Origin of the sequence: Duganella sp. CY15W (assembly GCF_009857555.1) — a bacterium.
Taxonomy (GTDB): Bacteria; Pseudomonadota; Gammaproteobacteria; order Burkholderiales; family Burkholderiaceae_D; genus Rugamonas; species Rugamonas sacchari.
This window is the reverse complement of the sequence record NZ_WWCQ01000002.1, coordinates 709661-722870: the sequence shown is the minus strand read 5'-3', so window position 1 is coordinate 722870 and position 13210 is coordinate 709661. Positions and strand designations below refer to the sequence as shown.

11 protein-coding genes are annotated in these 13210 nt (G+C 61.2%); 6 read left to right on the top strand and 5 right to left on the bottom strand.

The window, feature by feature from the left end; all coding sequences use genetic code 11:
* Window positions 1-212 precede the first annotated feature (212 nt).
* Entirely contained in the window at window positions 213-818 is a 606-nt protein-coding gene (locus GTP58_RS12715) for an outer membrane beta-barrel protein (protein WP_072782814.1), read from the top strand.
* A 100-nt stretch (window positions 819-918) separates the two neighbouring features.
* The gene (locus GTP58_RS12710; RefSeq protein ID WP_161077777.1) at window positions 919-1809 is read left to right on the top strand and encodes a LysR substrate-binding domain-containing protein; all 891 of its coding nucleotides are present in this window, start codon (window positions 919-921) and stop codon (window positions 1807-1809) included.
* 1 nt (window position 1810) lies between these two features.
* On the opposite strand, the gene GTP58_RS12705 is transcribed toward GTP58_RS12710, so the two are convergent.
* The 3 genes from GTP58_RS12705 to rarD all read right to left on the bottom strand — a co-directional run bounded on the left by GTP58_RS12705 (window position 1811) and on the right by rarD (window position 5640).
* Entirely contained in the window at window positions 1811-2749 is a 939-nt protein-coding gene (locus GTP58_RS12705) for an alpha/beta fold hydrolase (RefSeq protein WP_161077776.1), read from the bottom strand.
* A gap of 273 nt (window positions 2750-3022) precedes the next feature.
* On the bottom strand, window positions 3023-4690 hold the full coding sequence (ettA, locus tag GTP58_RS12700; RefSeq protein ID WP_161077775.1) for an energy-dependent translational throttle protein EttA: 1668 nt from the start codon (window positions 4688-4690) through the stop codon (window positions 3023-3025).
* A 74-nt stretch (window positions 4691-4764) separates the two neighbouring features.
* On the bottom strand, window positions 4765-5640 hold the full coding sequence (gene rarD / locus GTP58_RS12695; protein ID WP_161077774.1) for an EamA family transporter RarD: 876 nt from the start codon (window positions 5638-5640) through the stop codon (window positions 4765-4767).
* 204 nt (window positions 5641-5844) lie between these two features.
* Here rarD and GTP58_RS12690 point away from each other — a divergent pair, with 204 nt between their 5' ends.
* From GTP58_RS12690 to GTP58_RS12675, 4 genes are all read left to right on the top strand, one after another.
* Window positions 5845-7725 carry a potassium transporter Kup gene (locus GTP58_RS12690; protein WP_161077773.1) on the top strand — a complete coding sequence of 627 codons (1881 nt, stop codon included), beginning with the start codon at window positions 5845-5847 and terminating at the stop codon, window positions 7723-7725.
* Between the two features lie 113 nt (window positions 7726-7838).
* Window positions 7839-8702, top strand: coding sequence for an FKBP-type peptidyl-prolyl cis-trans isomerase (locus tag GTP58_RS12685; protein WP_229215554.1), 864 nt, complete (start codon window positions 7839-7841; stop codon window positions 8700-8702).
* A 130-nt stretch (window positions 8703-8832) separates the two neighbouring features.
* Window positions 8833-9435, top strand: coding sequence for a hypothetical protein (locus GTP58_RS12680; protein ID WP_161077771.1), 603 nt, complete (start codon window positions 8833-8835; stop codon window positions 9433-9435).
* A gap of 3 nt (window positions 9436-9438) precedes the next feature.
* Complete coding sequence (locus tag GTP58_RS12675; protein WP_161077770.1) at window positions 9439-10101, top strand: hypothetical protein; 663 nt, start codon at window positions 9439-9441, stop codon at window positions 10099-10101.
* Window position 10102: 1 nt separating this feature from the next.
* On the opposite strand, the gene GTP58_RS12670 is transcribed toward GTP58_RS12675, so the two are convergent.
* Entirely contained in the window at window positions 10103-12508 is a 2406-nt protein-coding gene (locus GTP58_RS12670) for an ABC transporter permease (protein ID WP_161077769.1), read from the bottom strand.
* On the bottom strand, window positions 12505-13185 hold the full coding sequence (locus tag GTP58_RS12665; RefSeq protein WP_161077768.1) for an ABC transporter ATP-binding protein: 681 nt from the start codon (window positions 13183-13185) through the stop codon (window positions 12505-12507). Before GTP58_RS12665 ends, GTP58_RS12670 begins: the two co-directional genes overlap by 4 nt.
* Window positions 13186-13210: the final 25 nt, after the last annotated feature.

Sequence of the window (13210 nt, the reverse complement as noted above, 5' to 3'; positions counted from 1 at the left end):
ACCGTTAACGGAACAGGTGTTCTTTTAAGCTTACTTTAAGTTTGGCGCATCTTGAAATTTGCCAATGATCGTTTGGCTTACATCTCGTCACACTTATTACTAATTCGGTGGCCACAGATGTTGGTTGGAGTGCTATCTTGGACACATCGCAATTCAAAGCAACTGCGATCCCAAGCAAGTCCTGAACAACTTTTTGCTGAAAGATCAACATCATGAAAAAAATTCTGTTTGCATTAGTCGCTTCCGCCGCCGCTCTGAGTGGTACTTCCGCCTTCGCACAAAGCAATACCCAGGATGCAGCCGGCACCGGTTACGTTGGTGTGGGTGTCGTGGGCAGCCGTTACGACATGGGCGCTGGCGGTTCCGTCAGCAGCGACAGCCGTACCGGTACCAAGGCCGCTGGCAAAATCTACGGTGGCTACAACATCGACAGCACCTGGGCAGTGGAAGCTGGCTACACCGACTTCGGCAAGCGCAGCTACAACTACACCGCAGGCGGCCTGCCTGGCGGCGTGAGCACTGATGCACACTCGTACTACCTGGCCGGTAAAGGCACCTGGCCAGTGGCGCAGGACTTCTCCGTGTTCGGCAAGCTGGGTGTGGCGCGTAACCACAATGAAGTGACGCAGACCGGCATCGCCGCTGCCAATGGTCTCGGCGACGAGAACAAAACCAAGCTGTACGCATCGGTGGGTGGCGAGTACGCCATCAACAAAAACGTCAAGGTCTCGCTGGAGTATGAAAACTACGGCAAGAGCGGTACCGATGTTGGCCGTAAAGCCGGCGCCATCACTGCTGGCCTGCGCTACAACTTCTAAGCCAGCTGCTGTTTAGTTCCGAAGGCCGGGTTCTGCTGCATGCAGAATCCGGCCTTTTGCTTTGTGTAGAATGCATGGCAAACTTCAGCACAGGCGGCGTATGGATAGGATACAGGCCATGACGGCCTTTCTTGCAGTGGTGGACACGGAAGGGTTTTCGGCCGCGGCGCGCCGGCTTGGCGTGTCGCCGTCCGTGATTACAAGAGCCGTGACCGAGCTGGAAGAGCGGCTGGGCACGCGCCTGCTGGCACGTAGCACGCGCTTTGTACGCCTCACCGAGACCGGCCGCGTCTATGCGGAAAACTGCCGCCGCATCCTGAACGACCTGGAAGAGGCCGATAGCACGGCGGCCGGCACGCATGCCGCGCCGCGCGGACAACTCACGATTACCGCGACCGTCAATTTTGGCAGCATGTATGTAGCGCCGGTCGTGCATGCGTACCTGGTGCAGTATCCTGAAGTCGCTATCCATTGCTGGTTCATCGACCGCAACGTCAATCTGTTGGAGGAAGATGTCGATGTCGCCGTGCGCATTGGAGAACTGCCGGATTCGTCGCTGCATGCGATCCCGGTCGGGCGGGTGCGGCAAGTGCTGTGCGCAGCGCCGTCCTATCTGGCGCGGCACGGTGTGCCGCAGCGCCCCGAGGATCTCGTGCAGCATACGATTGTGACGGCCACCGGCCTGACGCCGACACCGGAATTCCGCTTCCGCAATGATGTGAAGGTACGCCTGCAACCGCGCATGAGTACCAGCACCAACGAGTCGGCTGCAGCAATGGCGGTTGCCGGTTTTGGTATCACGCGCTTGCCGCTGTATCAGATTGCGCCAGCGTTGCAGCGTGGCGAATTGCTGCTGGTGCTGGAAGATTTCGAACGGCCCTCGGTGCCGATCCATGTCGTGCACCGCGAGGGACGCGGTGCGTCGCGCAAGGTCCGTTCCTTCATCGATATGACGGTGCAAGCACTGCGGCAGGACCCCAGCCTGCAGTAGCTTAGCGCGCGAAGGTTTTGCGGTGCGCCTGCATGTATTGATCGGTCAGTACCGCGACTTCTTCCAGCCTGGTATCCATGGCAAAGTGGCCGGCGTCGAGAATCTCGACGCGTGCTTCCGGCAGATCACGCTTGAAGGCCTGAGCACCCGGTACGGTAAAGGCCAGGTCGTACTTGCCCCATACCACCAGCGTAGGCGGCCGGTGCGCAGCCAGCCATTGCTGCCATTGCGGATAAGCCGCCAGGTTGTGCTGATAATCGTAAATCAGCGCCGACTGTATCGCTGCCTGCCCGGGGCGGTTGAGATAAGCATACTCGTCCATCCACAAGTCAGGATCATAAGCCTCCACATTGGGATCGCTGCCGAGATGGCGGTTCTTCGTGACCGCCAGTGAGGCATGCGCTGCACCTACCTTGTCCTCATGCGCGGAGCGATCGCTCCAGAATGGCTTGCGGGTCGCCCACATCGCGCCAAGACCATCCTCATACACATTCCCGTTCTGAAAAATGGTGCCCTGAATGGCATCCGGCCGCTTTACTGCCATCCGCATGCCGACAGGCGCACCGTAATCCTGCATGAACAGCACGTAGCGCTGCACGCCGACCGCATCGGTAAATTTTTGCATCACGTCCGACAAATGCTCGAAGGTGTAAGTGAATTCCGCCGGCGATGGTGCATCGCTATTGCCGAAGCCGGGATAGTCCGGAGCGATCAGGTGATAGCGGTCGCCCAGCTTGTTCATCAAGCCATCGTACATGCGCGACGAACTGGGCACGCCGTGCAGCAGCAGCAGCGTAGGTTTGTCCGGCGAGCCTGCTTCGCGATAGGCGATGTTGACGCCATCGATATTCACATGGCGGTAAGCCACCGGCGCGGCGTTGGCGGCGGTAGCGATGGTGATGGCAAGTGCTGCGCCTGCGGCGATGCGTTGAGCGTTCATGATGTTCTCCTTGTGACCATGGGATGGCTTCGTGACTTGATCGAAGCGACAGCGTCAGTGTTGCGGAAAACACCGCAATGGAGAATGACCATTTCCAGCAATGCACTTTTCCCGAATCAGGAATGATGGCGCAAGCATTGAGAGACAATCCGGCAGGTCTATTTTCAGTGGACTCCGATAAATAATTGCGCCTGAAATTTTAGGCAATAAAAAACCCTGAAAGCTGGTTGAAAGCTTTCAGGGTTTTGTCAGGAGAACCCGCGATTAGTTGGTTTAGTTGGTCAGCGGCTTGTAGCGGATACGCTTCGGCTTGGCGCCTTCTTCACCCAGACGTTTCTTCTTGTCGGCTTCATATTCCTGGTAGTTACCGTCGAAGAAGGTGACTTGCGAGTTGCCTTCGAAGGCCAGGATGTGGGTGGCGATACGGTCCAGGAACCAGCGATCGTGGGAGATCACCATCACCGAACCGGCGAACTCCAGCAGCGCATCTTCCAGCGCGCGCAGGGTTTCCACGTCCAGATCGTTCGACGGTTCATCGAGCAGCAGCACGTTGCCGCCCTTGAGCAGGGTCTTGGCCAGGTGCAGGCGGCCGCGCTCACCGCCGGACAGGTTGCCAACGATCTTCTGCTGGTCGCCGCCTTTGAAGTTGAAGCGGCCCAGATAGGCGCGCGATGGCATTTCAAAGCGGCCCACGCTCAGTACGTCGGCGCCGCCCGATACGTCTTCAAACACGGTCTTGCTATCGCCCAGCTTGTCGCGGCTCTGGTCCACCAGCGAAATGCGCGCGGTCTGGCCGATCACCACTTCACCGCTGTCCGGCTGGTCGATGCCGGCAATCATCTTGAACAGCGTCGATTTACCGGCGCCGTTCGGGCCGATGATGCCGACGATCGCGCCCGGCGGAATCGTGAAGGACACATTGTCCAGCAGCAGGCGGTCGCCAAAGCCTTTCGACACGTTCTTGAATTCGATAACTTCGTTACCCAGACGTTCGGCCACAGGAATGAAGATCTCCTGGGTTTCGTTACGTTTCTGGTATTCGTATTCGCTCAGTTCATTGAAGCGGGCCAGACGGGCTTTGGATTTGGCCTGGCGCGCTTTCGGATTCTGACGCGACCATTCCAGTTCTTTTTGCAGTGCGCGCTGGCGGGCCGACTCGGTAGCCTCTTCCTGTTTCAGGCGGTCCTGCTTCTGGTCCAGCCACGACGAGTAGTTGCCCTTCCATGGAATGCCATGGCCACGGTCCAGTTCCAGAATCCACTCGGCAGCGTTGTCCAGGAAGTAGCGATCGTGGGTGATGCCGACCACGGTGCCCGGGAAGCGCAGCAGGAACTGCTCCAGCCATTCGACCGACTCGGCATCCAGGTGATTGGTTGGTTCGTCCAGCAGCAGCATGTCCGGCTTGGACAGCAGCAGCTTGCACAGCGCCACGCGGCGTTTTTCACCACCGGACAGCACGCCGATCTTGGCGTCCCATGGCGGCAGGCGCAGCGCATCGGCGGCCATTTCCAGCTGCAGGTTCAGGTTGCCGCCATCCGACGACGAGATGATCGCTTCCAGGCGCGCCTGTTCGGCGGCCAGCGCGTCGAAGTCGGCATCTTCTTCGGCATATGCGGCGTACACCGCGTCCAGTTTGGCTTGCGCTTCAAATGCTTCGCCCAGGCCCGATTCCACTTCCTGGCGCACGGTTTTTTCCGGGTCCAGCTGCGGTTCCTGCGGCAGGTAACCGATGTTCAGGCCTGGCATCGGGCGTGCTTCGCCCTGGATGTCGGTATCGATGCCTGCCATGATTTTCAGCAAGGTCGACTTACCGGAGCCGTTCAGGCCCAGCACGCCGATCTTTGCGCCCGGGAAGAAGGACAGCGAAATATCTTTCAGGATCTGGCGCTTCGGTGGGACGATTTTGCCCACGCGGTTCATGGTATAGACGTAATTTGCCATTGAGAGGTCTCGATGTATGTTGGTAGAAATGCAGGGAAGGACGACAGGATACGCTAAATCCCGTCATCTTCCCACTATTTGGCGCGCCTGCCGGTCCACAGCCCTTCGACCACATACAGCGCCAGCGCTGCCCAGATAATCAGGAAGCCGATCAGCCGGTCTGCCGTGAACGCTTCATGGAACACCCACACGCCCAGCAGCGCCTGCATGGTGGGCGACATGTATTGCAGCAATCCCAGTACGGCCATCGGAATCCGGCGCGCGCCGGCCGCAAACAGCAGCAGCGGAATCGCGGTAATCGGCCCGGCGGCCACCAGCAGCCAGCGTGTGCTGTCGTGCGGCGTGTTGATGAAGGCATTGTCGCCATGATAGCTGAGCCACAGCACATAGATCAGCGCCGGCGGGAACAGCATCATGGTTTCCAGCGACAGGCCTTCCAGTGCGGCCAGCGCGGCGGTTTTGCGCAGCAGGCCGTAAGCGCCGAAGGTGATGCCCAAAATTAAGGCAATCCATGGCAGCTGGCCCGATTGCCAGGTCAGCCAGGCGACGCCGCCGGCCGCCACCGCAATCGCCATCCACTGGCCGCGGCGCAGGTATTCCTTGAGCACCAGCTGCCCCAGCAGCACGTTGACCAGCGGATTGATGAAGTAGCCCAGGCTGGCGTCGATGACGTGGCCATTGTTGACCGACCAGATGTAGACGCCCCAGTTGGCCGACAGCAGCAGCGAGCTGGCCACAAAGCTCAGCAGCACCTTGGGCTGCTGCAGCACTTTGGGGAACCATTTCCATTGCTGGCGCGCGCTCAGGACCAGCACCAGAAACAACAGCGACCACAGCATGCGGTGTGCGAGGATTTCCATGGGCGGTACTTCACCGATGGCGTGAAAGTACAGCGGGAACAGACCCCAGCAAAGGAACGCCAGCGTGGCGTACAAGATACCTGTGTTCATGGGGCGGGAACAGAATAAGGGAGTAGGTCTGCCATTATCGCTCATCTGTGCCCGCTACGCAGGCCTGCCTCTCGCGCTCTGGGCAGCGGCGGCGTACACTCTCGTTATTGATCATTTGGAACGTCTGCGTATGCCAAAATCTCCTTGCCTTTTGCATATAGTTGGCCTATTGTGCAATGCACCAAAACAACAACAGGTGCAATCTTGACCGAGCAACACAAGAAAAGCAGTCTCGCGGCACTTACGCTGGCGGCTGTCGGCATCGTCTATGGCGACATCGGTACCAGCCCTCTCTACACTCTCAAAACCGTCTTCGATCCTGAGCATGGCCTGGCCCTGAGCGAGGGCAATCTGCTGGGCATCATCTCCCTGATTTTCTGGGGACTGACACTGATCGTTTCCCTCAAATACGTGAGCCTGGTGCTGCGCGCCGATAACCGCGGCGAAGGCGGCATCATGGCGCTGATGGCGCTGGCGCTGAATTCGGTCACCAAGGCCGCGCCGAAATGGCATTACCCGCTGATGCTGCTGGGCGTGTTCGGCGCCACCATGTTCTATGGCGACAGCGTGATTACGCCGGCCATCTCGGTGCTGGGCGCGATTGAAGGCCTGGAAGTGGCCGCGCCCGGGCTGGAACAATACATCGTACCGCTGACCATCATCGTGCTGATCTCGCTGTATGCCTTGCAGCGCCATGGCACGGCCGGCATCGGCAAGTTCTTCGGACCGGTGATGGTGGTATGGTTTATCGCGCTGGCAGCGATGGGCGTGGTGAATATCGTCGAAGCGCCGCGCGTGCTGGCGGCGCTGAACCCTTATCATGCGCTGCGCTTCATGTACGAAAACCAGAAGATCGCGTTTGTCGCCTTGGGCGCGGTGGTGCTGGCACTGACGGGTGCCGAGGCGCTGTACGCGGACATGGGCCACTTCGGCAAGAAACCGATCCGTGCGGCGTGGTTCCTGATCGTGTTCCCGGCGCTGGCGATCAATTACCTGGGCCAGGGCGCGCTGCTGCTGCAGCGTCCCGACGCGATTTCCAACCCCTTCTTCCAGCAGCTGGGCGCGTGGAGCGTGTACCCGCTGGTGGTGCTGTCGACGCTGGCGGCGGTGATCGCCTCGCAGGCCACCATTTCCGGCACCTTCTCGATGACCAAGCAGGCGATTGCGCTGGGCCTGCTGCCGCGCATGCGTATTCTGCACACCTCGGTCAGCGAGATCGGCCAGATCTACATCCCGGCCGTGAACTGGCTGCAGATGATCGTGGTGCTGCTGGCCGTGATCGGCTTCGGCTCGTCCGACAAGCTGGCCGGCGCCTACGGCATCGCGGTCACGGCCACCATGCTGGCCACCACCTTCCTGACCTTCTTCGTGATCCGCTACCGCTGGCACCTGCCGCTGGCGCTGTGCTTTGGCGCCACCGGTTTCTTCATCGTCATCGACATTTCGCTGTTCTCGGCCAGCACCCTGAAGCTGTTCCACGGCGGCTGGTTCCCGCTGCTGCTGGGCACCGTGCTGTTCACGGTGATGCTGACCTGGAAGCGCGGCCGCGAGCTGGTGTTTGAAAACCTGCAGAAGCACGCGATTCCCCTCGAAGAATTCCTGTCCTCGCTGTTTGTGGCGCCGCCAACGCGCGTCTACGGTACCGCCATCTTCATGCGCGGCGAGAGCGACGGCGTGCCGCACGCGCTGCTGCACAATCTGTCGCACAACAAGGTGCTGCACGAGCGTGTGGTGTTCCTGACCGTGCACATCATCGAGGAGCCGTATGTGACCGAGGCGGAGCAGGTCAAGGTCACCGACCTGGGACACCAGTGCTACCAGCTCAACATCTACTACGGCTTCAAGGATGAACCGGATATTCCGCGCGTGCTGCACCTGTGCGAATGTCTGGGCCTGCCGTTCGAGATGATGGAGACCTCCTTCTTCATCGCCCGCCAGACCGTGATTTCCGCCCCGGGCTCGGGCATGGCGACCTGGCGCGAGCACTTGTTTGTGGCCATGTCACGCAATGCGCGCGGCGCCGCCGACTACTACCAGATTCCACCCAACCGCGTGATTGAACTCGGCACCCAGGTGGAAATTTGAGCACAAAAAGATGTAACTGAATGTAGTGCCGGGAGCGGAAGGGGCGTGGTCTGCTACACTTCTGCGCCGGGACTACCGAATACGAATACTTATCAAAGGTAATTATGAAATCGATGTTGCAATTTATCGCCGTTGCCAGCTGCGCAGTGGCTTTGACCGCCTGCGGCGGCGGCGCTAAAGCCCCGACTGCCGTCGTCACGCCGCAACCAGCGTACAAAATCATCACCGACACCCCGGGTACGGGCACCACGGCCGCCACGGGCGACCTGGTCACGTTTACCTACGTCGGCTATCTGTATGACTCCACCAAGAGCGATCCGCGCGGCACCAAGGTGGATAGCTCGGTGGACGTCAACACCAGCTACACCGGCGCAGTGGGCGTGGGCGCCATGGCCACGGGCTGGGACCAGACCGTGCTGGGCATGCAGACGGGCGGCAAGCGTACCGTCGTGATGCCGGCCAATATGACCCCCTATGGCGGCAATGCCCGCGACGAACTGAAAGTGAACGGCCTGACCTTCCCGGCCATCCCGGTCAATGCACCGATGGTGTACGACATTCAGCTGTCCTACGTCAGCAAGGCCGTGATCATTCCTAATCAGGCGCCGCCACCGGACCTGACCGTGAACGACATCGTGCCGGGCACCGGCACGGCGGTCGTCAAGGGCAATACCGTGACGGTACGCTACACGGGCTGGCTGTATGACGGCACGCGCGCCAACTTCAAGGGCATGCGCTTCGACGACAACCAGGCCACGACCGATCAGCCATTGCCGGTCAATGTGGGCGGCACGGGCACCATCACCGGCTTTAACATGGGCATTATCGGCATGAAACCAGGTGGCACGCGGACGCTGATTATTCCGCCTGGCCAGGGCTATGGCGCAGCTGCCCAGGCGGCTGGCAAGTATGGGGTCGGCATTCCAGCCAACTCCACCCTGGTATTCGATGTCACGCTCATCAGCATCACCAACTAAGCGCGTTGTTTCCAGAACAAAGGCAGCCTTTCGGGCTGCCTTTTTTTATTCGCGCACGGTTAGAATTAGTGATTATTCAATAATGTATTTTATATAAAATGAGGATTGTACTAACTTTTAAAGGTGCATTATGAAAAAGCTTTTGAAGGCGATGGCCTTCCTGCTGCCGGTGGTAATGAGCGCGTCGGCATCCGCCGCGTGCCAAAGCAAGGGCGTGAGCCTCATGCAGCAAGGCGACAGTTTCTCGTCGCCAAATGGTAAATACACATTGGTCCAGCAGCATGACGGCAACCTGGTGCTGTATCGCGATGGTTCGACCCCACGCTGGGCCACCTACAAAAATGGCCAGTACACCGCGATTCAGACCGATGGCAACTTCGTGCAATACAACGCCGCCAACCAGCCGGTGTGGGCATCGAACACGGGCGGCCATGAAAGCTCGCCTAACTATTCGATCCGCATGTGCGACACCGGCACGCTGGAAATCGGCGCTTTCCCACCGCTGGCGGTCACCTGGAGCACGCTGATTGTTGGCGTGGACACCGCCAATCCTGATCCGAAGCCGCCTCAACCGCCTGGCCCATGCAACGGCCGTCCTTACCTGCCTTACCCTGTCTGCATTCCGACCGGTGTGGGTCGTGGCATGAGCGGTACCGTGACCGCCTGCTCGCAGAGCGAAGCAGCCACCATCGCCAGCCGCAACGGCTGGCGTTTCGGCGCCTGCACGTTCTAAGCAATGCGCTTTACCTACCGTGCCATTGCGCTGGCGAGCGCGCTGTTTGCGGCAGGCTGGTGGTGGCTGACGCCATCGCCGCCTACTGCAATGCAGCCCGCTCCCGGCGCCGGTACGGCAGGTACCGTGGCCGATGGCAGCCCGCGCGCGCTGCCATTTACCGGCACCGCAGACGCAGTGCATAGCGCCGCGCAGCAACGCATCGAGTTGCGTGAGCAGCGCATGGCGCAAGGCGGCTACGGCACGCCGCAGGAATATTTTTACCTGCCGCTGGCCAAGCTGCGGGAAATGGGCGCGCGCGGCGATATTTACGCGCTGCTGCAACTGGGCCAGCAGTATTGGGACGAACCCGACACCATCGCCAGCCAGCATGGGCTGGACAACGGCGTGCCAGCGGCGCGCCAGGCAGAAGCCTATTTCACCCAGGCCGTGATGAGCGGCGCCACACAACCGGCATTAACCTTGGCCAGCAAGCTCTCGGCAAGCGATCCGGTGGAATCCTATGCGTGGGCGACCTTCGCCGAGAAGCTGCAACTGCAAGGCGCACCGGAACTGGTCGCCCAATTGCGTGCGCGCCTGACTGAACGGGAGCTGGAGGCTGCCATGGCCAGCAGCGATAAAAAATATGCTGAGTTCACCAGCAACGCCACACCTTCTCCCAATTGATTTAATCGCGTAGCGCCGCCACAGGCGCCATGCGCATGGCACTGAGCGTATGGCGTGCCGTGGCCGCTGTCACGATCAGCAACGCCAAGCCCAGTGCCGCCACCGGCGCCCAGCCGACCAGCGGCGAGCGCTCCGCGAACGGCGCCAGATAGCGCGCGATCGCCAGCCATGCCAGCGGCAACGCGATCAGCGCGGCGACGGCCGTCAGCATGGCAAATTCGCGGCCTATCAGCGCCGCAATCGCCGCACGGCCGGCGCCGTGCAACTTGCGCAGTACGATTTCGCGCGCGCGCCGTTGTACGCTGTGCGCGGCCAGCACGTAGATACCGCAGGCCGCCAGCACCAGTATCACCGCAGTGGCGCAGGCCAGCAGCTGCGCCAGACGCACATCGTCCGCATAGGCTTGCGCGTAGTAGCTGGCGGCAGGGTGCAGCGCCAGCGGATGCGCGGGGAAGTAGCGCTGCCATGTGGCGGCAACCGCGCTGGCGACATCCTCGTGCCTACCGTTCAGGCGCAGTGTCAGCAGGGGACTGGTATCGACCAGCTCATACATCACCGGCCCGATGGGTTCACGCAGCGTATGCCAGCGCAGGTCCGGTGCGACGCCGACGATGCGCGCCTGGCTGCCGTGTATATATTGGCCGACGGCGTCCGAGGCCGACAGCCAGCCCAGCGCGCGTGCCGCCGCCTGGTTGATGACGACATGGTGTTCGCCATCGGCCTTGGCATGGTCGATGCGCGCGTCGAATAAGCGTCCGGCCAGCGCTTGCAGGTTGTAGGCCTTGAAGAAATCCGCGCCGACAAATTGCATCGGCATGAAAACGCTGCTGCCGTCGGCCCGCTGCAGCGTGGTGCTGCCACGCGTGCCGGTATGGTCGTCGCGTCCGGGAATGGCATTGCTGTTGGCGATGGCGGCGATGCCATGCAACTGCTTCAAGGCGTCCTGGAACGCGCGCATTGAAGCCTCTTCCGCATCTTGCGGCAGCTCCGCCACCAGCAACGGCGCAGGGTCGAAGCCGGGCGGGATGGCGGTCGCAAACTGCGTTTGCCACAGCATCGCCAGCGCCAGGCTGCCCATGCCCATCGCGGCGCTGAACTGCACCGCGCTCAGTACGCGCCGCAACCACGCACCGCCAGTTGTCTCGCCACTGCGCTGGGCCAGCGTGGCGCGCATGTCCATGCCACGCGCCAGCCAGCCGGGATACAGCCCCGCCGCCGCCCCCACCAGTGCACCGAAACCCAGACAGGCAGCGACCGATAACGGCGTGCAGACACTCTCCAGCTGCCGCTGGAGCAGATCGGACGCCAGCGGTAGCAGCAGCCACGCCAGCAGAATGCCGAGTGCCGCAGCGCTCACTGCCAGGAACATCGCTTCCGACATGAACTGCACCAGCAGTTGATACGTCGAGGCGCCCATGGTCCGGCGCACGGCGATTTCACGCTGGCGGCGCAAGGTGCGTACGGTTGCCAGGTTGATGTAGTTGACCATGGCCAGCAGCAGTATTAGCAGCCCCGCCGCACCGAGCGCCAGTACCACGCGCATGTCGCCGCGCGGACCGGTGCCCATGGTATTGGCGACGCTGCGGTCGAAGTAGGCCTCCGACAGCGGGCCAAGCGCCACATCGACCATCTTGCGTCCACCCAGCGCCGCTTTCATTTCCGCGGTGGCCAGGCTGGCCCATGGCGCCTTGTCCAACGTGTTTTGCAGCACGGTCTGCAGCGCCTGAGGATTGGCGCTGGTCTTGACGTAGACCCGGCCGGAAATACCCATCCAGTTGGATAAAGCCTGCTGGCGTTCCCGCTCCGGCCATAGCGCGCTGTTGACGCCGACCAGCACACCGAACTGGATGGTACTGTTGCCTGGACGGTCTGGCAGTATCGCGCGCACTTGCAGCGACTGGCGATTGAGGATGACGGTGCGGCCCAGCACCTGCGTGCTGCCGAATAGCTGCCATGCCGCCTGCTGTGTCAACGCCATGCCGTCCGGCTGCGTCAAGGCCTGTTGCAGGTTGCCTTCGAGTGTGCGCAGTCCGATGATGTTTTCGAAAGCCGGATCGACGGCGGTGACCTCGATCTCACGTGGACTGCCGTTCTGTTCCAGCACGGCCTTGCGCGGCCACCACGCGCTCACTTGCAGCGGCAGCCCGCTTTGCTGCGCGACCTCGCGTATGGCAAAGGGGGTGTACTCCATCCATTGCGGCAGCGGGATGAAGTTCAAGCGGTGCTTGATGAGGAAGACCTGGTCACGCTGTGGAATATCGCTGTCGTAGCTGAAGGAATACTGCACAAACGCCAGCAGCACAAAGCACACGGCAAACCCTGCGGCGAGCCCCAGCAGCTCCACCGCAGTATTGACAGGATAACGCAGCAGCAGGCGCCAGCTGAGGCGGAAGTCGCGCAGCATCATGCTGCTTGCAGCGCATCGACCATCACCCGGCCGTCCAGCAGGTTCAGGGTGCGTGATGCCTGTGCTGCATGGTCGGGCGAGTGGGTGACCATGACGACAGTCGTGCCCTCGCCGTTGATGTCGCGCAGCAGACGCATGACTTCATCGCCATGGGCGCTGTCCAGGTTACCGGTGGGTTCGTCGGCCAGCAGCACGGCGGGACCCGACACCAGTGCGCGTGCGATCGCCACGCGCTGCTGCTGGCCGCCGGACAGTTGCGACGGCCGGTGGCCGGCACGATGGCCCACGCCCAGCTTGTTCAGCATGGCCGTCACGCGCTCGCGGCGTTCACGCGCAGGCGTACCGTTGTACTCCAGTGCCAGTTCGACGTTTTCAAAAACGGTCAGTTCTTCGATCAGGTTAAAGCTCTGGAAGATGAAGCCGATGCGGCCGCGCCGCAGCTTGTTGAGTTGCGCCTCGCCCCATCCCGCCACATTCTGGCCTTCGAACCAGTACTCGCCGTGCGTCGGGACGTCCAGCAAACCGAGGATGCCCAGCATGGTCGATTTGCCGCAGCCGGAAGGACCGGTGATGGCGACATATTCGCCGGCTTCGATCTCCAGATCGACACGGTCCAGCGCTGTGGTCTGGATTTCTCCCGCTTGATGGATTTTGCTGACGCCGACGAGTTTAAGCATGTGCATGTGCCCTATGGTGATGTAG

Excerpts from the sequence above, each read along its gene's own strand:
- GTP58_RS12710 (WP_161077777.1), top strand. The coding sequence starts at position 919 with ATGGATAGGATACAGGCCATGACGGCCTTTCTTGCAGTGGTGGACACG.
- GTP58_RS12685 (WP_229215554.1), top strand. The coding sequence starts at position 7,839 with ATGTTGCAATTTATCGCCGTTGCCAGCTGCGCAGTGGCTTTGACCGCC.
- GTP58_RS12675 (WP_161077770.1), top strand. The coding sequence starts at position 9,439 with ATGCGCTTTACCTACCGTGCCATTGCGCTGGCGAGCGCGCTGTTTGCG.
- GTP58_RS12670 (WP_161077769.1), bottom strand. The coding sequence starts at position 12,508 with ATGATGCTGCGCGACTTCCGCCTCAGCTGGCGCCTGCTGCTGCGTTAT.
- GTP58_RS12705 (WP_161077776.1), bottom strand. The coding sequence starts at position 2,749 with ATGAACGCTCAACGCATCGCCGCAGGCGCAGCACTTGCCATCACCATC.
- GTP58_RS12665 (WP_161077768.1), bottom strand. The coding sequence starts at position 13,185 with ATGCTTAAACTCGTCGGCGTCAGCAAAATCCATCAAGCGGGAGAAATC.
- ettA (WP_161077775.1), bottom strand. The coding sequence starts at position 4,690 with ATGGCAAATTACGTCTATACCATGAACCGCGTGGGCAAAATCGTCCCA.
- rarD (WP_161077774.1), bottom strand. The coding sequence starts at position 5,640 with ATGAACACAGGTATCTTGTACGCCACGCTGGCGTTCCTTTGCTGGGGT.
- GTP58_RS12680 (WP_161077771.1), top strand. The coding sequence starts at position 8,833 with ATGAAAAAGCTTTTGAAGGCGATGGCCTTCCTGCTGCCGGTGGTAATG.
- GTP58_RS12715 (WP_072782814.1), top strand. The coding sequence starts at position 213 with ATGAAAAAAATTCTGTTTGCATTAGTCGCTTCCGCCGCCGCTCTGAGT.